The following is a 21,098-nucleotide window of genomic DNA, read 5'->3' as shown; positions in this document are numbered from 1 at the left end:
CTTCGATGGGGTTGTTCACGAAGCGCAAGCGGCGCCCGAGCCGCAGGGCCGAGGCGAAGGCTCTCAAGCACAAGGCCGGTTTGGAAGCCAAGCTGGTCGCCAAGAACGACCGCAAAGCCCGCCGCGCGGAGGCCCGTACCCAGCGCAAGGTCGCCAAGGCGCAGATCTCGGCCCTGCAGGCGGAGGAGAAGGCCGCGCTCAAGCTGGCCGCCAAGGCCGAGCGTGACCTGTTCAGCGCCGGTCAGGTGAAGAAGTATCTCGGCGTGGCCCGGGTGCTCATTCCGGTGCTCGCGCCGCTGGCTTACCGCGGCGCGACGTTCCTGCGCGCACAGCTCGACACCCGCAAGGCCCAGCAGCTCGGCATCGGCGTCGATCAGCTCGCCGACTTCAGCGGCCACGGCGCCAAGCTGCGGGCCAGGATCGTGAATACCGAAGCGGCCCTTGGCAAGGTCGGCGCGCAGGGCGGCAAGGACAAGGCCGAGACGCAGAAATTCGTCGCCGCCACCCAGGCCCGCCTGGACAGCCTGGCCGCCGCGGTGCAGACCGCCGAGCAGATGCCCGCGCCGCGGCGCCGCGCCGTGCACACCTCGATCGCGGACGAACTGTCCGGCGTCGAGGCGGACGTGCTCGCGCGGCTCGGCGTGCGCTGACCTCGCGATGCCGCCAGCACCGAGTACCGGCCACCTGCGTGGTGGCCTGGTCGGTGTGCTGGTGGGCGCGCTCGCCGTCGCCGCGCACGGGGTCGCGGGCGGCGGTTTTCCCGGCTCGACCGAGCTGACCCTGGTGCTGCTGGTCGCCGCGCTGGCCGGTAGCGCCGCGAATGTGGCTGCGCGCGGTCGTGGTTCGGTGCTCGTCCTGCTTGGGCTCGGACAGCTGGCGAGCCATCTCGCGCTGTCCGGCCTGCTCGGCCACGAGCATGGCACTGCCGCAACGAATCCGCTGCCCACCGGCTGGATGCTCGGCGCGCACGCCATTGCCACGATCGGCTGTGCCGCGGTCATCTCCGTCGCCGAACGGCTCTACGGGCTGGTCTCCGGCGCCGTCCGCGCGGTACTCGCGAAACCGCGACTCCCCCGCGCCACCGGATCGCCGCGCTGGGCCGATCCCGGTCTCGCGCACTATCACTGCCCGCCGAAGGGTGCGATCGGCCCGCGCGCGCCACCGGTGCTCGCCTGACTCGCAGCACCATTCCCCTTCGGACAGAAAGTCTTTCCATGCACCGTTCGATTTCGCGCGCCACCGGCACGGCGGCCGTCGCCGCCACCCTCGCCGTGCTGGCCGGCGGTACGGCCACCGCCCACGTCAGCGTGGACGCGCCGGGCGCCCAGCAGGGCAAGTATTCGGTCGCCACCTTCCGGGTGCCCACCGAATCCGACACCGCGAGCACCACCGCGCTCACCGTCACCCTGCCCAACCTGAAAAGCGCACGGCCCGAACCCATTCCGGGCTGGTCGGTCAAGGTCGACAAGAACGAGAAGAAAGAGATCACCGCGATTACCTGGACCGCGGACCCTGGTGCCCCCGGTGTCGGCCCCGGCCAGTTCCAGCGGTTCGCCGTCTCGGTCGGCCCGCTGCCCGCGCAGGAGACGGTCAGCTTCCCGGCCAAGCAGACCTACAGCGACGGCAAGATCGTCGACTGGGATCAGCCCGCGGGCAAAGACGGTGCGGAGCCCGAACATCCGGCGCCGTCGCTCACCCTGGCCCAGGGCAAGGCCGACGCGGGCGACGATCACAAGGTCGACAGCGACGCCGCGCACGGCTCCACCGACGACACCGACAACACTGCCCGCTGGCTCGGCGGCATCGGCCTGGCGCTCGGTCTGCTCGGCGTCGCGCTCGGGCTCGGCAACGTGATCCGGGCGCGGCAGTCATGACCCGGCGCCTGCTCACCGCGCTCGTCGCGGGGCTGCTCCTGCTCGGATTCGGTCTCGCCGCAGCGGGAACCGCCGCCGCGCACTCCGCGCCGACGGCCAGCGTGCCGGAGGACGGCGCGACCATCGAGGCGGGCCCGGCGCGCGCGAGCGTCACCTTCAACGAGGCCTTGCAGCCGAGTTTCCCGGCGCTCACCGTGGTCGGACCGGACGGCAAGCTGTGGTCGAAGGGCTCGCCGACGGTCGACGGCAATACGGTCAGCGTCGAAGTGGGCGAGCTCGGCCCGGTCGGCGAATACACGATCGCCTACCGGGTGACCTCCGCCGACGGCCATCCGGTCAGCGGCACCCGGCATTTCACGCTGAGCAAGGCGGGCAATGGGGTCCCGGGCGCGAAGCCGAACGCTGACAGCGGTAGCTCCGACGACGACGGCTCGGGCGGAATCCCGTTGTGGGTCTTCATCGTCGGCGCCGTCGTGCTCTTCGGCGGCGGGCTGGCGTTCGCGCTGTTCGGCGGCAGGAGCCGGAAACCGAACCAGTGACCGGAAGGACGATCGGCGGCCGGGGCGGTGCGCGGCGGGGTACCGCCCGCGCACCGTGGTCGGTGCTGCTGGTCGTCCCCGCAGGTTTGCTCGGTGTGCTGATCGCCTGGGCGCTGGCCGTGTCCGCTGGTTTCGCGGCCGAGGCCATCGTCCGGGTCCTCGCCGACGGCCTCGGTGCGACGGTGCTCGGCTTGGCCGCGCTGCCGCGGCTGCACCCGCGGCTGGAGCCGCCGTGGCGGCTGCTCGCGGTGCTGGCCGGGTGCTGGTGCGGCGCCGAGTTCGCGATCATCGTGTTCGAGGCGGCCCAGGTGGTCGGGGTGCCGGTCGGTGAGTTGGAGGCCGCGCAGTTCGGCGACTATCTGGTGCAGATCAGCGGCGGGCAGGTCGGCATCGCCATCCTGGTGGGCGTCGGCGCGGTCGCGTGCTATTCGACGGTGGCGTTCCGGCGGACCGAGATCGCCTCCGCCGACCTGGTTCTGGTGTTCGCGGCGGTCGCGCTGGCGTTGCGGCCGATCACCGGGCACATGTCGCAGCAGGCGTTCGGGTCGGTGCTCGCCGCGGTGCACGCGCTGGCGGCGTCGGCCTGGTTCGGGCTGCTCGTGGCGCTCGCGCTGGTGGTGCGCACCCGTGGCGAGTGGGCCGTGGTGTTGCCGAGGTATTCGGCGGTGGCGTTGCCGCTGGTCGCGGTGGTGGCGGCGACCGGCCTGCTCAACGGCCTGGTGCGGGTCGGTGGGATCACGCCGTTCGTCAGCACCGGTTACGGTCGCGTCCTGTTTGCGAAAACCCTTGTGCTGGTGGGTCTGCTGGCACTGGGCTGGTGGTGGCGACGCAACTGGGTGCGCCGGGCCGCCGATCACCGGATGACCGCCGAGGCGTCGCTGCGCCGGGCGACCATCGAGGTGGTCGTGATGGCACTGGCCTTCGGTTTGGCCGCCACGCTCGCGGTCACCGCCTGAACCTCTGCACCGTCGTGCCGGTGCGCCCTTCGGTCCGGCAGCCCCACAACTCGAGGACGTAGTGCGGCATCCGGGCATCTCCGGCGAGCAGGCGACCTGGATCGCCACCGGTTACTGTTTTCGCATGACCGAAGTGAAGATCGTCGAGGACTGTGCGGCATCGGCGGAGTCCGCGTTCGCCTACGTGAACGACTACCGGAATCTGCCGAAGTTCCTGTACGGGATCCAATCCTTCACCCCGGTCGGCGAGCAGACGGTCGGTGTCGGCGCCGCGTTCGACGGGCACATCAAGCTCGGGCCCGCCTCGCTGAAGTCCCGCGTCGAGGTGGTGCGCTGGGCGGAGAACTCCCTGATCGCGGTGAAGTCGATCAAGGGTTTCGAGGTCGAGTCGACCTTCCTGTTCCACCCCAAGGGCGCCGCGCTCTGCACCGTCGACGCGATCGTCGACTTCCGGGTCGGCGGCGGGCTGGCCGGCCGCGCGCTCGGCAAGACCATCGAGCCGTTCGTGAAGATCGCGGTGCAGCACACCACGCACAACCTGATCACCCAGATCCAGGCTTTTCATGCCGATCGCGTCGCGGAATCGGATGAGTCCGTGCATTGATCCGCCGGTGGGGGATGCTTGATCGATGAGCGCCACACCGTCCTTCGTCCAGCGCATCGGCTACATCGCGGGCCGCACCCTGCCCGCCTCGATGACCGACTGGGTGCGCGAAGACCTGGTCGGCCCCGGCGCGACGCGGCGGTATCTGCTGCGCATCCTGGTGCCGTTGATTCCGGTGCTCATGCTGTTCCTGCTGCTGCCCGGCCCGCTGTGGATGGGCCTGGCGATGATGGCGCTGCTGTATCTGCCGCTGATCTACTTCACGGTCGCGCTGATGTATGTGTACCGGCGGCACCGCCTGATCAAGCACGGCCTCGATCCGGCGCTGGCCGACGCGGACGCCCGGCGCAGAGCCGAGCCGGAACGCCTCGCGTACGAGCGTCGGCACGGCCGAGGTTGAGGGCTCAGCAACCTAGCGGTGACCGATACCACAGGCATAGCCTTTAGGTATGAAAACCCCCACAATTCGGCAGCGGATCGCCTACGATCTGGGCCGCGAGCTCCCTGAGGAGCTGCACGAGTGGGTCATCCGCGACCTCGTCGGGCACGGGGCCATGGAGCGCTATCTCGTCCGGTTTCTCGGGCCTGTGCTGCCGTTCTTCGCCCTGGTACTGCTGTTCCCGGGTCCGATGCCGCTGAAGATCGGCTTGATCGTGATGATGATCGTTCCGATGGTCATCTTCACCGTGGCGCTCAGCTATGTCTGGCGCCGCTACCGTTTGGGCCAGCACGGGTTGAACCCCGAACTGGTCAACCGCGCCAAGTTCTCCGAGCACGACCGGGAGAGGTACGAACTGCGCTACGGGCACCGTTAGCGCCCCTCAGCACATCGAGAGCGACCAACCTCACAACGGGAGCGGCCCTCCCGGAATTGCTGCTCGGTCACCTTTAAGCTGAGCCCGTGACCGAATCGCAGAATGATGTTGTCGCCACTGCCGACCTGGCCGATGAGATCGGCCCCGAGATCCGCAGCTGCGACACGCAGTTCATCCAGTTCGGTGGCCGCGCGGCATTTTCCGGCCGCATCTCCACCATCCGCTGCTTCCAGGACAACCTGCTGGTGAAGCAGACGCTCGGCGAACCCGGCCACGGCAAGGTGCTGGTCGTCGATGGTGACGCGAGCGTGCACACCGCACTGGTCGGCGACGTCATCGCCGGTCGCGGCGTGGACAACGGCTGGGCCGGCGTGATCATCAACGGCGCGGTGCGCGACTCGGCCATCCTGCGCACGCTCGACATCGGCATCAAGGCGCTGGGCACCAACCCGCGCAAGAGCACCCAGACCGGCTCCGGCGACCGTGACGTGCCGGTCGAGTTCGGCGGCGTCACCTTCGTGCCAGGCGACATGCTCTACAGCGACCACGACGGCGTCGTGGTGCGTGCCGAGGACTGAAAGTCCGCCTCAGACCGACACTCTCGCCTGATGACCGGCCAGGGTGACGACGTCACCGATCTGCAATTGCCTGCCGCGGCGCAGCTCCACCTCGTCGTTCACCCGCACCAGACCGGAGGCGATCACCGTCTTGGCCTCCGAGCCGGATTCGATCAGGTTGGCCAGTTTCAGGAACTGACCGAGCCGAATGACGTCGTCATCGATCGGTACATCGACTGGTTCTGACATGAGGTACATCCTTACCTTGCATTCGTAAACAGCAAACGCCAGCCCCCTGCGCGCGTCGCTGACACGCGTGTGCGACGCGCCGAGAACCGACATGCCCGGGTGGTCTTCGAGCACCGAAACGGCGGCACCGTACACACTGGTTCAGTGACCACCACGCAAGCCCGGCAACACCTGATCGAACCGCCCGCGGATAGACCCACCCCACCCGTCCCGCATCGGGGACACGGCCGACTGGCCGAGGTACCGCATATCGCGGGCCTGGTGCTCGGGGTTTTCGCGGTGGCGTGCTTCCTCTGGAGCCTCTCGCCCGGCCTGCGTTTCCTGACCCAGGTACCGCGTCGCTACATCGACAACTATTACTTCGACGCCCCCGACACCAACCTGATGTGGGCGCTGATCGTCGGCCTGCTCGCGGGTGCGCTGGCCAGCCGCAAACGGATCGCCTGGTGGTTGCTGCTCGGTTATCTGGCGTTGTACGCGCTGGCCGACGGCTTGGATTTCGCGGACACCGGCAATATCGACGCGCTGGTGGCGATGATCGTGCACCTGGCCGTGATCGGCGTGCTGATCGCGGCTTGGCGCGAGTTCTACACGAGGGTGCGCCGCGGGGCGGGCTTGAAGGCGCTCGGCGTGCTCGCCGGCGGCCTGACGGTCGGCTCCCTGCTCGGCTGGGGTCTGGTCGAGTTGTTCCCCGGTTCGCTGCCGAGCGGCGCGCAGCGGCCCGGCTGGGCGATCTATCGGGTGACCGCCGCGGTGCTGGTGGACAACGAACACTTCGACGGTCACCCACGCCCGTTCGTCAACTTCCTGCTCGGCCTGTTCGGCGCCGTCGCGCTGCTGGCCGCGGTGCTCATCCTGCTGCGCTCGCAGCGCGCGGCGAACGCGATGACCGGCACCGACGAGTCGGCCATCCGCGGCCTGCTGGAACGTTCCGATCTGGAGGACTCGCTCGGCTACTTCGCCACCCGCCGCGACAAGGCGGTGGTGTTCGCGCCCAGCGGCAAGGCGGCGGTCACCTACCGCGTGGAACTGGGCGTCTGCCTCGCCAGCGGCGACCCGATCGGCATCCGCGAGGCCTGGCCGCAGGCCATCGACGCCTGGCTGCGGCTGGCCGACCAATTCGGCTGGGCGCCCGCGGTGATGGGCGCCAGCGAACTCGGCGCGACCTCCTACCGCCGGGCCGGGCTCTCCGCGATCCGGCTCGGTGACGAGGCCATCCTGGACACCAGAACGTTCTCCCTGGCGGGCCCGGAGATGAAGCCGGTCCGCCAAGCCGCGAACCGCTTGCGCAAGCACGGCATCACCGTCCGGATCCGGCGGCACCGCGACATTCCGGCCGAGGAGTTCCGGCAGGTGATCGCCCGCGCGGACGCCTGGCGCGACACCGAGACCGAGCGCGGCTTCTCGATGGCGCTCGGCAGGCTCGGCGATCCGCTGGACGGGGACTGCCTGCTCGTCGAGGCGGTGAACGGTCAGGACCGGGTGCTCGGCATGCTGTCGCTGGTGCCGTGGGGCCGCACCGGTGTCTCACTGGAGTTGATGCGCCGGGACCCGAACGGCCCGAACGGCGTGATGGAGCTGATGATTTCGCAGCTCGCGCTGAACTCCGACCAGCAGGGCATCACCAAGGTCTCGCTGAATTTCGCGGTGTTCCGCTCGGTGTTCGAGGAGGGCGGCCGGATCGGCGCCGGTCCGGTGCTGCGGCTGTGGCGCGGTGTGCTGCTGTTCTTTTCGCGCTGGTGGCAGCTGGAGGCGCTGTACCGCTCCAACGTGAAGTACCAGCCGCATTGGGTACCAAGGTTTTTCCTGTTCGAGGAGCGCAGGCAGCTGCCGAGGGTCGCGGTGGCCAGCGCGCTCGCCGAGGGTTTCCTGCCGCGCTTCGGCAAGGAGCCGGATACGGTCGCGCACACCGGCATTCATAGCGCGGTGCCCGCCACCATGACCGGACTGCACGCTGACGGCAGCCCGCCCGACATCGATCACGTCGAGGGCAAGGAGCAGCTGCCGCGCCGCCCCGAGCAGGTACGGGTGCGGATGGACAAGCTGGACCGGCTCACCGCGTCCGGCGTCGAGGCCTACCCGGTCGCCTACCCGCCGACGCACACCGTCGCGAAGGCCAGGCAGTCGCCGCGCGGCACCACGGTCCGGGTCTGCGGCAGGCTGCTGCGCATCCGCGACTACGGCGGCGTGATCTTCGCCGTGGTCCGGGACTGGACCGACGACATCCAGCTGGTGATCGACCGCGATCGGGTCGGCGCCGAGCGCAGCGCCGAGTTCACCGAGTTCTTCGACCTCGGCGACCTGATCGAGGTGAGCGGTCAGATCGGGCGCAGCCGCCGCGGCGAACTCTCGCTGCTCGCGGCGGACTGGCGGATGCTCGGCAAGTGCCTGCATCCGTTGCCGGACAAGTGGAAAGGCCTGTCCGATCCCGAGGCGAAGGTGCGGCAGCGCTACGTCGACATGGCGATCAACGCCGAGACCAGGGAGGTGCTCGCCAAGCGCAGCGCGGTGGTTCGCTCGCTGCGCGACTCGTTGAACGCCTGGGGTTATCTCGAGGTGGAGACGCCGATCCTGCAGCAGGTGCACGGCGGCGCCAACGCCACCCCGTTCCTCACCCACATCAACGCCTACGACCTGGATCTGTACCTGCGGATCGCTCCCGAGCTGTACCTGAAGCGGCTCTGCGTCGGCGGCATGGAGAAGGTCTTCGAGATCGGCCGGACCTTCCGCAACGAGGGCGTCGACTTCAGCCACAACCCCGAGTTCACCATTCTCGAGGCGTACGAGGCGCACAGCGACTACGAGCGGATGATGCACGCCTGCCGCCAGCTCATCCAGGACGCCGCGCTCGCCGCGAACGGCGCGATGGTGGCGTTGCGGCCGCAGGGCGACGGCACCTACGAGCCGGTGGACATCTCCGGCGAGTGGGCGGTGAAGACGGTGCACGGCGCGGTGTCCGAGGCCATCGGCGCCGAGATCACCCCGGACACCGGCCTGGACCAGCTGCGCGAACTGTGCGACAAGGCCGAGGTGTCCTACCAGCACGGCTGGGACGAGGGCCAGGTGGTGCTGGAGATGTATGAGCACCTGGTCGAATCCCGCACCGAGGAACCGACTTTCTACATCAACTTCCCCACCTCGGTGTCGCCGCTGACCCGCGCGCATCGCTCGATCCCCGGGGTCACCGAGCGTTGGGACCTGGTCGCCTGGGGTGTCGAACTCGGTACCGCCTACAGCGAACTCACCGACCCGGTCGAGCAGCGCCGCAGGCTCACCGAGCAGTCGATGCTCGCGGCCAACGGCGACCCGGAGGCGATGGAGCTCGACGAGGACTTCCTGCAGGCGCTCGAGCATGCGATGCCGCCGACCGGCGGGCTCGGCATGGGCGTGGACCGGGTGGTCATGCTGATCACCGGGCGCAGCATCCGCGAGACGCTGCCGTTCCCGCTGGTGAAACCGCGCTGAGGCGAGGCAAGGTTCGCGAAGGGTCCACTTCGGATGAATCGGACAGCTACCCTGGGTTATTCGGTCCGGGCGGCCGAATACTCGGGTTGACCGGCCGGTGGTTCGGGCGTGCGGTGAGTGGTATTCGGCCCGGGAGGAGACCGATACACGAGATGGGGTTCTGAATGTATCTTGACCTGCTTACCAATATGAGCCTGGTGGACACGAGCGTGTGGGCGAGCCCGGACGTGTGGAACTCGGCGCTGGACCTCGCGGCCAAGAAGAAGCGCAGAAGCAGCGGTGGGTTGATCATCGGCGGGCTCTGCTGCCTGTTGGTCATCGCGGCGATCATCGCAGGCGTCTATCTGATGCGGCGGCGCAAGAAGGGGCCCAACCAGCAACCGCCGAACCAGCCGCCCTACGGCGAGCAGCCCCCGTACGGGCAGCAGCAACCGCCTTACACTCCTTGACCGACCGAATGGCCCGGCTCGCATAGCGAACCGGGCCATTCGTTTGCGTCGTCCGTCAGATGGCGGTGCGCTCGGACGCCACTTCCGCCTCGAGCAACAGCTCGTCGTCCAGGTCGACGCCGGGTGAAGCGGCGGGCACCGACTTCAGCACGAACATCGCGGCCAGCAGCGCGGCGACGACCAGCGCCGCGCCGATCCAGAATGCGAGCTGGAACCCGCTGGTCAGCGCCTCGTTTACCGGGGTGCCCGCCGCCAACAGGTCAGTCGTCTTGCTCGCCGACAGGGTGGCGAGCACCGCGAGCCCGAGTGCGCCACCGACCTGCATCGTGGTGTTGGCCAGTCCGGAGGCCAGCCCCGCTTCCGCCGGCGCCACCCCCGACATCGCCAGGTTCATCAGCGCCGGGAAGGCAAGGCCCGCACCGGTTCCGAACAGCACCATCGGGCCGAAGATATGCAGCCAGTAGTTGCCGTCGACCGGCGCCTGGGTCAGCCAGAGCAGGGCGGCGAGGATCAGCGACAGACCCGGGATCAGCACTTTTCGCGCACCGAACCGCATCACCAGGCCCTCGGAGTAGCGCACCGAGAGCAGACCCATGATCGCGGCCACCGGGAAGAACGCCAGGCCCAGTTGCAGCGGCTCGTAGCCGAGCACCTGCTTCAGGTACAGCGAGCCCAGGAAGAACATGCCGAACATGCCCGCCACGGTGACCACCTGAATCGCGTTGGCGCCGGACAGGTTCCGGGACCGGAAGATCGTCAGCGGCATCAGCGGTGTCTTCGCCGTCGCCTCCCGCGCGACGAACCCGGCGAGCAGCGCCAGCGACGCCACCCCGAGGCCCAGGGTGACCGGGTCGGTCCAGCCGTACTCGGCGGCGGGCTTGACGATGGTGTAGACGCCGAGCATCAGCGCCACCGTGATCAGTACGGCGCCGGGCACATCCGCGCCGTCCTTCAGGCCCGCGCCCTGATCCTTGTCCAGGATCTTCATCGCGGCGAGCCCGACCAGGATGCCGATCGGCAGGTTGACCAGGAAGATCAGCCGCCAGTCCAGCGCGGTGAGCAGGCCGCCGAGCAGCAGGCCGATCGCGCCACCGGCCGACGCGACGAACGCGTAGCGCCCGATCGCCTTCGCCTGCTCCCTCGGGTCCGGGAACATCGCGAAGATCATGCCGAGGATCACCGCGGAGGTCATCGCGCCACCGATGCCCTGCAGGAACCGGGCCGCGATCAGGGTGACCTCGTTGACGGCCAGCCCGCACAGCACCGAGGCCACGGTGAACACCACCAGGCCGGACAGGAACATGGTTCGGCGACCGATCAGGTCGCCGAGCCGGCCCGCCAGCATCAGCAGGCCGCCGAACGAGATCAGGTATCCGTTCACCACCCAGGCCAGCCCGGCCGAGGTGAACCCGAGATCCTGCTGGATGTCGGCGAGCGCGACGTTCACGATCGTGGCGTCCAGCACGATCATCAGCATGCCGCCGCACAGCACATACAGCGCGAGCCAGCGACCGCGGTCCGCCGCCTCGCGCGTCCGTTCTCTTACGTCAACCACCAGCGTTGCCTTCCACCCGAAGATCGTTATGGTGCGACGCTAGCAGTGGTTAGTCCTAAAAGACAACTATCTAATTCTCTTGCAGTATCTAATGATATGCTGTATTCCATGACTGCTGCTCCCGAGCACCGCAACAAGCGCAGCTACCACGACGCGTGCGGCGCGGCCCGCGCACTCGACCTGGTCGGTGAACGATGGACCCTGCTGGTGGTGCGTGAACTGCTCTTGGGCCCCAAGCGATTCACCGATCTGCGGGCCGGGCTGCCCACGATCAGCCCGAACGTGCTCTCCCAGCGGCTCGACGAGCTGGTCCACGCGGGTGTGGTGCACAAGCGCAAGCTGCCGCCGCCGGTCAGCGCCGCGGTCTACGACCTCACCGACTGGGGCAAGGAACTGGACACGGTGGTCCTCGCGCTCAGCCGCTGGGGTGCGCGCACACCCAACACCTACCGCTGCTCGGAGGTGAGCACCGACGCGCTGGTCGTCTCGTTGCGCACCCATTTCCAGGCGGATCGGGCGGCCGGCGTGCGAGCCGACTTCGACCTGTACTTCACCGGACCCGATGCGAACACCGACGAGTTCCACGCGGTGGTCGACGACGGCGCGCTCACGATCACCCGCGGCGCGAGCGGCACGGCGGCGACCGCCATCCACACCAGCGTCGCCGCCTTCGTCGCGGTCGTCTACGACGGGCACTCGATGGCCGAGACGATCACCGCGGGCGTCACCGAGGTGACCGGCGACGCGGCCGCCGCCGAGCAGTTCACCACCCTGTTCGAGCTGCCGCGGGAGTGCACCGGGCGCTGACCGGGCGCCGTATCGCGCCCGGATCGAGGCGCGGTCCGCGATACGGCAGAGTGGGCTTGTGCAGTTGATCCTCGTTCGCCATGCCCAACCGGTCCGGATCATGAACTCCGCCGGTCCCGCCGATCCCGAACTCGCGCCCGTCGGGCTCGAGCAGGCCGAGCGGGTGCCCGCCGCGTTGAGCCAGCACCGGATCACCCGGGTGGTGAGCAGCCCGCAGCGCCGGGCGCGCGAGACCGCGGCACCCACCGCGGCGAAGCTCGGCTCCGGCCTCGACATCATCGACGACCTGGCCGAATACGATCGCGATCTGCCCGCCTACATTCCGATCGAGGATGCCAAGGTCGAGTTCCGCGAGGTCTACGAACGGATCAAAGCGGGCCACCTGCCGCACCAGATCGACGGCAAGGCGTTCAAGTCCCGGGTGCTCGACGCCGTCACCGAGATCGCCGCGAGCACCGACCCGGCAGGCACGGTGGTCGCCTTCACGCACGGTGGCGTGATCAACGTGCTGCTCCAGGAGATACTCGGATTGGAACGGCCACTGACGTTTCCGATCGACTACTGCTCGATCACCCGAATCCTGTTCTCCCGCACCGGGCGCCGGACCGCGGCGACGATCAATGAGACCGGGCACGTCTGGGATCTGTTGCCGCGCAATATCAAAGCCTGAGCGCCACTCACAGCCGATTGGCAGGGACGTCGCACCGTCGTCCCAGCGACGGAACCTTCTATGGGACGGGTGCGCTACCACCCTCAGTAGCGCACGGTTCCAGAGAAAGGATTCCCGTGTTGCTCTCCAGTACATCGAGACGCCGCCTCACCCGAATTGCCGTGGCGGGAGCGTTGATCGCGCTACCGGTCGGCGCGTTGGCCGCGACCGCTTCGGCGGCGGCACCCGATCCGGCGGCTGCTCAGCTGACCCCGGCTGACGGCACCGATATCAGTGCGCATCCGCACGGCGGCCTGGACCTGCCCGGCGGCCAGGGACACGACGGCCCGCGGGTGGAGTATCGCGAGGGCCCGCGCGGTGACGGGCCGCGCATCCACAAGAAGGACGAGCCCGGTCCGCGGATCTTCTTCAAGGACGGTCGCCCGTCGACCGGTTCCGCGGGCAGCAGCTGATCCCTTGTCCCGGTAGTACATACGACGAAGGCCCACCTCCTTGCCGGAGGTGGGCCTTCGTTTCGGTACGTCGTGGATCAGGCCATGCCCGCGATCCAGTTGTGCATCCAGGAGACGGCGGTCTGGCCGCCGCCGACCGGGTAGCTGCCGTACAGGGTGTGCGCCTGCGACTTGTAGAAGCGCTCCAGGTCCTTGGCCCGCTGCTCGTTCGCCGACTCGGTCAGCTGCGCCTGCAGTGTGGGCACGCCACCATGCGCGAACAGGTCGTTCATGATGTTCCCGGCTTCGATCTGGTAGCGCCACATGTTGGCCGGGTTCGCGTCCGAGGCCTGCGCCAGGAAGCCGGCGAACCGGGTGACGAAATCGTCGGGTGCGGTCGCGCAGTACAGGTCGCTCACCGCGCAGATGGTGCGGGTGCGGTCGCTGATCCAGCCGAAGCCGCCGACCCGGGGGCCACCGGCACCCGCACCGGGCGCCGGGGCGCCGACCTGGATGTCGTTCGGGGCACGGCGCGGGTCGGAGATCAGGCCGACGCCCGCGATCCGGTCCGGCGCGACCACGCTGAGTCCGGTGCCGATCTCGGCCGCCAGATCACCGGCGGCGTCGGCGCCCTGGCTGTAGCCGACGAGCGCGATCTTCGTCGCGCCGCACGACTTCGCCATGTCGGAGATGAGGCCGCGCGCGGTGTCGACGGCTTCCTTCTTCGAGTTGCCGTAGACCTCGCCCTCCCACGGGAACGCGGTCGCGGCATAGGTCACGTAGTCGACCTCCGCCGAACGCGGCAGATTATTGGTGACCCCGGCCAGCATGCCCGGCTTCGGCGTCTTGTCTTTGCCGGTCTCCCAGGTACCCGGGATCGCCACCACGTACAGGCTCGGGCAACCCGGCGCCGCGCTCGCGGCACCGGCGCCGAACACCATACCGGACAACACCGTCGCGGACGCACCGAGAGCCGCGACAACCTTCTTCAACTGCATACCGCTCCAGTCCAAAACCATGCCTCTCGCGAGTTGCGTCCTCGACAAGTTGCGCCCCAATGCTGAACCCGACGGATGACGTTCCAGTGCACGCTGGGTTAACACAAGCCACCCACCGATGTGCCGGCTACGACCACAACCCACAGCCCAAGATCAGCAGCACGACGGGATCACAATAGAGGTACCAGCTCGCCGGCGCCATCCGAAACCCCGGCCTTGTTCGAATTTTCGTCGAATGCCCAAAACTCCAGCTGTTCACCACAACCCGCGCACACTCGACTCCCACGCCGCAGGCGAACCGAGAGCAATTACGCAGCTACCACAAGTCCCGCCGTAATCCGCGTAAGCCGGTCTGCGGCAAACCGCTAGACGCGCCACGCACCGCCACACCGACCACGAACACGCCGCAGCAATCAGAGAAACACCCGTACGTCCCGTTCGCCGCGAAAGTCCTTATGCGCTCGGATAGTTGAGCGTCGAACCGGATTGTCGTCAGGCCCTTGCTATTTGAGGCCGCCCGATACGGAAAACAAAGGCGCCTGTGGACATTGCTGTCCACAGGCGCCTTTTCCGCTCCGGTAAGAGAGGGGTTCAGATCATCGCTGGGCGACCATGGTGGGGGTGATGGGGGCGGGCAGGGCCGTCTCACCTTCCAGGAAGCGGTCCACCGCGGCGGCCGCGGCGCGGCCTTCGGCGATGGCCCAGACGATGAGGGATTGGCCGCGGCCCATGTCGCCGGCGACGAAGACACCGGGGATGTTGGTCGCCCAGTTCTTGTCCCGCTGGACGTTGCCGCGCTGGTCGTAGCCGACGCCGAGATCTTCGAGCAGGCCGGGCTTCTCGGGACCGGTGAAGCCCATGGCGAGCAGGACGAGGTCGGCGTCGAGGGTGAAGTCGGTGCCGTCGACCTTCTCGAAGCGGCCGTTGACCATCGTGACCTCGTGCGCTTGCAGGCCGGTCACCTTGCCGTCTTCGCCGATGAAACGCTCGGTGTTCACCGAGAACACCCGCTCGCCGCCCTCTTCGTGCGCCGAGGACACCCGGTACATGAGCGGATAGGTCGGCCACGGGGTGGAGGCGGCGCGCTCCTCGGGCGGGCGCGGCATGATCTCGAACTGGTGGACGCTGGCCGCGCCCTGCCGGTGCGAGGTGCCGAGGCAGTCGGCGCCGGTGTCGCCGCCGCCGATGATGATGACCTTCTTGCCGCGCGCGTGAATGGGCGGCAGGCCGTCTTCGTCGGTGACGTCGTCGCCGAGCTGCACCTTGTTGGCCCACGGCAGGAACTCCATGGCCTGGTGGATGCCGTCGAGCTCCCGACCGGGGATCGGCAGGTCACGCGCGAGGGTGGCGCCACCGGAGAGCACGACCGCGTCGTAGGTCTCGCGCAGCTGCTCGGCGGTGATGTCCACCCCGACGTTCACGCCGGTCTTGAAGATGGTGCCCTCGGCCTCCATCTGCGCGAGCCGCCGGTCGATGAAGCGCTTCTCCATCTTGAACTCCGGGATGCCGTAGCGCAGCAGCCCGCCGATGCGGTCGGCCCGCTCGAACACGGTCACGGTGTGGCCCGCCCGGGTGAGCTGCTGTGCGGCGGCGAGTCCGGCGGGACCGGAACCGACGACAGCGACCCGCTTGCCGGTCAATCGAGTCGGGTAGACCGGAGTCACCCAGCCCTCGTCGAAGGCGTTCTCGATGAGATCGACCTCGACCTGCTTGATGGTCACCGGGTCCTGGTTGATCCCGAGGACACAGGACGCCTCACACGGCGCCGGGCACAGCCGACCGGTGAACTCCGGGAAGTTGTTGGTGGCGTGCAGCCGGTCGATGCCTTCGCGCCACTGCCCCTTGTAGACCAGGTCGTTCCACTCGGGGATCAGGTTGCCCAGCGGGCAGCCGTTGTGGCAGAACGGAATACCGCAGTCCATGCACCGGCTGGCCTGCCGCTGCAGGGTCTCCTTCGGATACCCCTGCTCGTAGACCTCTTTCCAGTCCATCAACCGCAGCTCGACCGGCCGGCGGGTCGGTAGCTCCCGGTGCGTGTGCTTCAAAAAACCTTGTGCGTCAGCCACGTTCGGCCTCCGTAATCTTGCCTGTGGACATCGGACTCAGCTGCTGAATGCGTCGCGTGCTAGCCACGAGCCGCCTCCATGATCGCCTCGTCTACGTCCTTGCCCGCCTTCTCCGCCTCGGAGATGGCCAGCAGTACCTTCTTGTATTCGCGCGGCATCAGCTTCACGAAGTGGTTCACCTGCTGCGACCAGTCACCCAGAATGCGTTCGGCGACAGCGGAACCCGTCTGATCGCGGTGCTGGGTGATGATGTCGCGCAGCCAGGTGAAGTCGTCACCGGAGAGCTGCTCGACGGCGTCGGCCTGCTCGGGGTTGAGCCTGGACTCGAAGGTGCCGTTCGGGTTGTAGACGAACGCGACACCGCCGGACATACCGGCGCCGAAGTTGCGCCCGGTCTCACCGAGGATCACCACCCGGCCACCGGTCATGTACTCCAGACCGTGGTCGCCGACGCCCTCGACCACCGCGAGGGCACCCGAGTTACGGACGGCGAAGCGCTCGCCGACCACACCGCGGATGAACGCCTTGCCGTTGGTGGCGCCGAACAGGATCACGTTGCCCGCGATGATGTTCTCCTCCGCCACGAACTCGGCGGGCGCGTTCAGCGACGGACGCACCACCAGGTGGCCGCCGGAGAGTCCCTTGCCGACATAGTCGTTCGCGTCACCCTGCACCCGCAGCGTGATGCCCGCGGGCACGAAGGCGCCGAAGCTGTTGCCCGCCGAGCCGGTGAAGGTGATGTCGATGGTGTCGTCGGGCAGGCCCGCGCCACCGTAGAGCTTGGTCACCTCGTGGCCGAGCATGGTGCCGACGGTGCGGTTCACGTTCGTGATCTTGGTTTCGAACTTCACCGCCTGGCCCCGCTCGAGCGCGTCGCGGCTCTGCGTGATCAGCTGCTGATCCAGCGCCTTGTCCAGGCCGTGGTCCTGGGTCTTGGTGCAGCGCCGGTCCTGGTACATGAACGCGGTCTCGACATTGTCGAGGATCGGCGACAGGTCCAGCTTGCTGGCCTTCCAGTGCTGCTTGGCCTTGGCGGTGTCGAGCAGATCGACCCGGCCGATGGCCTCGTCCAGCGTGCGGAAGCCCAACTGCGCCAGCAGTTCCCGAACCTCTTCGGCGATGAACAGCATGAAGTTCTCGACGAATTCCGGCTTGCCGGTGAAGCGTTCGCGCAGCACCGGGTTCTGCGTCGCGACACCCACGGGGCAGGTGTCGAGGTGGCAGACCCGCATCATGATGCAGCCCGAGACCACCAAAGGCGCAGTGGCGAAACCGAATTCCTCGGCGCCGAGCAGCGCGGCGATCATCACGTCGCGGCCGGTCTTCATCTGACCGTCCACCTGCACGACGATCCGGTCGCGAAGTCCGTTGAGCAGCAACGTCTGCTGGGTCTCGGCCAGGCCGAGCTCCCACGGACCGCCCGCGTGCTTGAGCGAGGTGAGCGGCGAGGCACCGGTGCCGCCGTCGTGGCCGGAGATCAGTACCACGTCCGCGTGCGCCTTGGACACACCGGCCGCGACGGTGCCGACGCCGGGCTCCGCAACAAGTTTCACGTGAATCCGCGCCTGCGGGTTCGCGTTCTTCAGGTCGTGGATCAGCTGCGCCAGATCCTCGATCGAGTAGATGTCGTGGTGCGGCGGCGGCGAGATCAGGCCGACACCCGGCGTCGAGTGCCGCACCTCGGCGACCCACGGGTACACCTTGTGCGCCGGAAGCTGGCCGCCCTCACCGGGCTTCGCGCCCTGCGCCATCTTGATCTGGATGTCGGTGCAGTTGGTCAGGTAGTGCGCGGTCACGCCGAAGCGGCCGGAGGCCACCTGCTTGATCGCGCTGCGCCGCCAGTCGCCGTTCTCCTCCGGCTCGAAGCGGGCCGGCGATTCGCCGCCCTCGCCCGAGTTCGACCGGCCGCCGAGCCGGTTCATCGCGATGGCGAGGGTCTCGTGCGCCTCGGCGGAGATGGAGCCGTAGCTCATCGCGCCGGTGGAGAACCGCTTCACGATCTCCGACGCGGGCTCGACCTCGTCGATCGAGATCGACGCGCGCTCCTTCTTGAACTTGAACAGGCCACGCAGCGAGGCCAGCCGCTCGGTCTGGTCGTCGACCATCTTGGTGTACTCCTTGAAGATGGAGTACTGACCGGTGCGGGTGGCGTGCTGCAGCTTGAACACGGTGTCCGGGTTGAACAGGTGGTACTCACCCTCACGCCGCCACTGGTATTCGCCGCCGACCTCCAGCTCGCGGTGCGCGCGCTCGTTGCGGTTCTCCAGGAACGCGAGCCGATGCCGCTCGGCGACGTCGGCCGCGATGTCCTCGAGGCCGATGCCGTCCAAGTGCGAGCGCAGGCCGGTGAAGTACTCGTCGGCCAGGTCCTGGGACAGGCCGATCACCTGGAACAGCTGCGCGCCGGTGTAGGAGGCCAGCGTCGAGATGCCCATCTTGGACATCACCTTCAGCACGCCCTTGCTGGCGGCCTTGTTGTAGTTGGCGACCGCCTTGCGGAAGTCCTCGGCGTGATCGCCGGTGCTGCCGGGCATTTCGAGCGCACCGCGCTCGAGCATGTCCTCGATGGTCTCGAAGGCCATGTACGGGTTGATCGCGGCCGCGCCGAAGCCGACCAGCATCGCCATGTGGTGCACCTCGCGGGCGTCACCGGCCTCCACGACGAGACCGACCATGGTGCGGGTGCGCTCGCGCACCAGGTGGTGGTGCACCGACGCGGTCAGCAGCAGCGACGGGATCGGCGCCAGCTTCTCGTTGGACTCGCGGTCGGAGAGCACGACGATCCTGGCGCCGCCGTCGATGGCGGCCGAGACCTGGGTGTTGATCGCCTTGAGCGCCTTGCGCAGGCCCTTGCCGCCCTTGGCCACCGGGTACAGGCCGCGCACGATCACCGAACGCAGCTCGGGCTGGGAGCCGTCGTCGTTGATGTGCACCAGCTTGGCCAGCTGGTCGTTGTCGATGATCGGCGATTCGATCGCGATCTGCTTACACGACTCCGGGCCGGGGTGCATCAGGTCGGCCTCCGGGCCGATCGCCCGGCGCAGGCTGGTCACCACCTCTTCGCGGATCGCGTCCAGCGGCGGGTTGGTGACCTGTGCGAACAGCTGGGAGAAGTAGTCGAACAGCAGCCGGGGCCGCGACGAGAGCACCGCGATCGGGGTGTCGGTGCCCATCGAGCCGAGCGCCTCACCGCCGGTCTTGGCCATCGGCGAGATCAGCAGGTTCAGTTCTTCGTTGGTGTATCCGAAGATCTGCTGGCGGATCAGCACCCGGTCGTGCGACATGTGCACGTGCGGGCGGTCGGGCAGGTCCTCGAGCTTGGTCACACCCGCGTCCAGCCATTCCTGGTACGGGTGCTCGGCCGCAAGGTCGGTCTTCAGCTCGTCGTCGCCGACGATGCGGCCCAGCGAGGTATCGACCAGGAACATGCGGCCGGGTTGTAGTCGGACCTTGCGGACCACCTTGGACGGGTCGATGTCGAGCACGCCGACCTCCGACGCCATCACCACGAGGCCGTCGTCGGTGATCCAGATGCGGCTGGGGCGCAGGCCGTTACGGTCGAGCACGGCGCCGACCACGGTGCCGTCGGAGAAGCACACCGACGCCGGGCCGTCCCACGGCTCCATCAGCATCGAGTGGTACTCGTAGAACGCGCGGCGGCGCTGATCCATGGTCTCGTTGCGTTCCCACGCCTCGGGGATCATCATCAGCACCGCGTGCGGCAGGCTGCGGCCGCCGAGGTGCAGCAGTTCCAGGACCTCGTCGAAGCGCGCGGTATCGCTCGCCCCCGGGGTACAGACCGGGAAGATCTTCTCCAGCCGGTTGTTGCCCGCCGAGTCGGTGCCGAAGATGTCCGAACGCAGCAGCGCCTCGCGCGCCCGCATCCAGTTCTCGTTGCCGGTGACGGTGTTGATCTCGCCGTTGTGCGCGACCCGGCGGAACGGGTGCGCCAGCGGCCAGGACGGGAAGGTGTTGGTGGAGAAGCGCGAGTGCACGATGCCGAGGGCGGACTCCACCCGGCCGTCCTGCAGGTCCAGGTAGAACGCGCGCAGCTGCGGCGTGGTGAACATGCCCTTGTAGACGAAGGTCTGGCCGGACAGGCTCGGGAAGTACACCGACTCCTTGCCCACCGCGCCCTCGCCGGGGCCCGCCTTGCCGAGCTCGTGCTCGACCCGCTTACGGACGACGTAGGCACGGCGCTCCAGGTCCATCCCGGACAGCTGCTCGGCCGCACCCCGCGGGGAGCCGATGAAGATCTGCCGGAACGTCGGCATGGCGTCGCGGGCCAGCGCACCGAGCGACGACTCGTCGATCGGCACCTCGCGCCAGCCGAGAACCTCGAGGCCCTCTTCCTTGACAATCTTCTCCACGCCATAGGCGGCACGCGCGGCCTCGCGCCTGGCCTGCGGCAGGAAGGCGATACCGGTGGCGTAGGAGCCCTCCGGCGGCAACTCGAAGTCCACGATGGCGCGGAAGAACCGGTCCGGGACCTGGATCAGGATGCCCGCGCCGTCACCACTGTTGGGTTCGGCGCCTGCGGCACCACGGTGCTCCAGGTTCAACAGAGCCGTAATAGCCTTGTCGACGATGTCGCGGCTGCGGCGGCCGTGCATGTCGACGACGAACGCGACACCGCAGGCGTCGTGTTCGTTCGCCGGGTCGTAGAGCCCGACGGGTCCAGGTGACCTGTGGCCAGGAAGTTGCATCATGCCTCTGCCTTCAAGAAGGGCGTTCGACGAAATGAATTACGCAATTTCGCCTGAATGCCTCCGTACAAGACTGCGCCCGTACGTTCCGAAACCAGCCGCGCTGATGGTCTTCGGCGTGCAGTCACGTCTCCAGTTGTTCACCCGCTTCAGTGACGTAGTGGGTGCTCGTCGGTAACAGATCCCTAACGAGATCCTTACCTCCGTGCGGGTTCTCGCCAGCTACGCTGAGCACCGGTCCAGGAGCTGCCCGAGCGGGCGAGGGTGCCGAGCATTCTGTGTTCGGCGTAAGAGCAAACGATAAGTCAGGTCCGGGGCCCAACCAACTAAGGTTGCACTAATAACCGGGTCTAGCTG

Annotated in this window: 19 protein-coding genes; 14 read left to right on the top strand and 5 right to left on the bottom strand. The window is 68.0% G+C overall.

Annotated elements, in window-relative coordinates; all coding sequences use genetic code 11:
- Positions 1–5: 5 nt before the first annotated feature.
- The 9 genes from DMB37_RS21285 to rraA all read left to right on the top strand — a co-directional run bounded on the left by DMB37_RS21285 (position 6) and on the right by rraA (position 5,366).
- Positions 6–650: a DUF6474 family protein gene (locus DMB37_RS21285; RefSeq protein WP_135234216.1), complete on the top strand. Its 645-nt coding sequence runs from the start codon at positions 6–8 to the stop codon at positions 648–650.
- 7 nt (positions 651–657) lie between these two features.
- A complete protein-coding gene (locus tag DMB37_RS21280) occupies positions 658–1,176 on the top strand; it encodes a hypothetical protein (protein WP_135234215.1) in 519 nt (172 codons plus the stop codon).
- Between the two features lie 38 nt (positions 1,177–1,214).
- Positions 1,215–1,874, top strand: coding sequence for a YcnI family protein (locus DMB37_RS21275; protein ID WP_135234214.1), 660 nt, complete (start codon positions 1,215–1,217; stop codon positions 1,872–1,874).
- Positions 1,871–2,413 carry a copper resistance CopC family protein gene (locus DMB37_RS21270; RefSeq protein WP_135234213.1) on the top strand — a complete coding sequence of 181 codons (543 nt, stop codon included), beginning with the start codon at positions 1,871–1,873 and terminating at the stop codon, positions 2,411–2,413. The genes DMB37_RS21275 and DMB37_RS21270 overlap by 4 nt, the downstream gene beginning before the upstream one ends.
- Positions 2,410–3,369, top strand: coding sequence for a CopD family protein (locus DMB37_RS21265; RefSeq protein WP_135234212.1), 960 nt, complete (start codon positions 2,410–2,412; stop codon positions 3,367–3,369). The genes DMB37_RS21270 and DMB37_RS21265 overlap by 4 nt, the downstream gene beginning before the upstream one ends.
- 124 nt (positions 3,370–3,493) lie before the next feature.
- Positions 3,494–3,973, top strand: a complete 480-nt coding sequence (locus tag DMB37_RS21260; RefSeq protein ID WP_135234211.1) for an SRPBCC family protein — start codon at positions 3,494–3,496, stop codon at positions 3,971–3,973.
- A 25-nt stretch (positions 3,974–3,998) separates the two neighbouring features.
- Entirely contained in the window at positions 3,999–4,373 is a 375-nt protein-coding gene (locus tag DMB37_RS21255; protein WP_135234210.1) for a DUF5313 family protein, read from the top strand.
- Positions 4,374–4,422: 49 nt separating this feature from the next.
- A complete protein-coding gene (locus tag DMB37_RS21250; protein WP_135234209.1) occupies positions 4,423–4,788 on the top strand; it encodes a DUF5313 family protein in 366 nt (121 codons plus the stop codon).
- An 86-nt stretch (positions 4,789–4,874) separates the two neighbouring features.
- Positions 4,875–5,366 carry a ribonuclease E activity regulator RraA gene (rraA, locus tag DMB37_RS21245; protein WP_107653545.1) on the top strand — a complete coding sequence of 164 codons (492 nt, stop codon included), beginning with the start codon at positions 4,875–4,877 and terminating at the stop codon, positions 5,364–5,366.
- A gap of 9 nt (positions 5,367–5,375) precedes the next feature.
- Here rraA and DMB37_RS21240 read toward each other — a convergent pair whose 3' ends face one another.
- Complete coding sequence (locus tag DMB37_RS21240; RefSeq protein ID WP_107659886.1) at positions 5,376–5,594, bottom strand: RNA-binding S4 domain-containing protein; 219 nt, start codon at positions 5,592–5,594, stop codon at positions 5,376–5,378.
- Positions 5,595–5,738: 144 nt separating this feature from the next.
- Between DMB37_RS21240 and lysX the strand changes: the two genes are divergently transcribed.
- Together lysX and DMB37_RS21230 are read left to right on the top strand one after the other, a co-directional pair.
- Positions 5,739–9,059 (top strand): bifunctional lysylphosphatidylglycerol synthetase/lysine--tRNA ligase LysX, encoded by a 3,321-nt coding sequence (gene lysX / locus DMB37_RS21235; protein WP_135234208.1) that lies wholly within the window; start codon positions 5,739–5,741, stop codon positions 9,057–9,059.
- A 197-nt stretch (positions 9,060–9,256) separates the two neighbouring features.
- Positions 9,257–9,508: a hypothetical protein gene (locus DMB37_RS21230; protein ID WP_135234207.1), complete on the top strand. Its 252-nt coding sequence runs from the start codon at positions 9,257–9,259 to the stop codon at positions 9,506–9,508.
- 55 nt (positions 9,509–9,563) lie between these two features.
- On the opposite strand, the gene DMB37_RS21225 is transcribed toward DMB37_RS21230, so the two are convergent.
- Positions 9,564–11,063, bottom strand: a complete 1,500-nt coding sequence (locus DMB37_RS21225; protein ID WP_240771596.1) for an MFS transporter — start codon at positions 11,061–11,063, stop codon at positions 9,564–9,566.
- Between the two features lie 108 nt (positions 11,064–11,171).
- Between DMB37_RS21225 and DMB37_RS21220 the strand changes: the two genes are divergently transcribed.
- The 3 genes from DMB37_RS21220 (at position 11,172) to DMB37_RS21210 (ending at position 12,992) form a co-directional block, all read left to right on the top strand.
- The gene (locus DMB37_RS21220) at positions 11,172–11,870 is read left to right on the top strand and encodes a helix-turn-helix domain-containing protein (RefSeq protein WP_135234206.1); all 699 of its coding nucleotides are present in this window, start codon (positions 11,172–11,174) and stop codon (positions 11,868–11,870) included.
- A 58-nt stretch (positions 11,871–11,928) separates the two neighbouring features.
- A complete protein-coding gene (locus DMB37_RS21215) occupies positions 11,929–12,540 on the top strand; it encodes a histidine phosphatase family protein (RefSeq protein WP_135234205.1) in 612 nt (203 codons plus the stop codon).
- Positions 12,541–12,656: 116 nt separating this feature from the next.
- A complete protein-coding gene (locus tag DMB37_RS21210; protein ID WP_135234204.1) occupies positions 12,657–12,992 on the top strand; it encodes a hypothetical protein in 336 nt (111 codons plus the stop codon).
- A 77-nt stretch (positions 12,993–13,069) separates the two neighbouring features.
- Here the strand turns inward: DMB37_RS21210 and DMB37_RS21205 are convergent, their stop codons facing one another.
- The 3 genes from DMB37_RS21205 to gltB all read right to left on the bottom strand — a co-directional run bounded on the left by DMB37_RS21205 (position 13,070) and on the right by gltB (position 20,744).
- Positions 13,070–13,969 (bottom strand): cutinase family protein, encoded by a 900-nt coding sequence (locus DMB37_RS21205; protein WP_167768900.1) that lies wholly within the window; start codon positions 13,967–13,969, stop codon positions 13,070–13,072.
- A gap of 596 nt (positions 13,970–14,565) precedes the next feature.
- Positions 14,566–16,035: a glutamate synthase subunit beta gene (locus DMB37_RS21200; protein ID WP_135234202.1), complete on the bottom strand. Its 1,470-nt coding sequence runs from the start codon at positions 16,033–16,035 to the stop codon at positions 14,566–14,568.
- 59 nt (positions 16,036–16,094) lie between these two features.
- Positions 16,095–20,744 (bottom strand): glutamate synthase large subunit, encoded by a 4,650-nt coding sequence (gene gltB / locus DMB37_RS21195; protein WP_135234201.1) that lies wholly within the window; start codon positions 20,742–20,744, stop codon positions 16,095–16,097.
- Positions 20,745–21,098 lie beyond the last annotated feature (354 nt).

Origin of the sequence: Nocardia sp. CS682 (genome assembly GCF_004634405.1) — a bacterium.
GTDB lineage: Bacteria > Actinomycetota > Actinomycetes > Mycobacteriales > Mycobacteriaceae > Nocardia > Nocardia ninae.
This window is presented reverse-complemented; position numbering and strand designations above follow the sequence as displayed.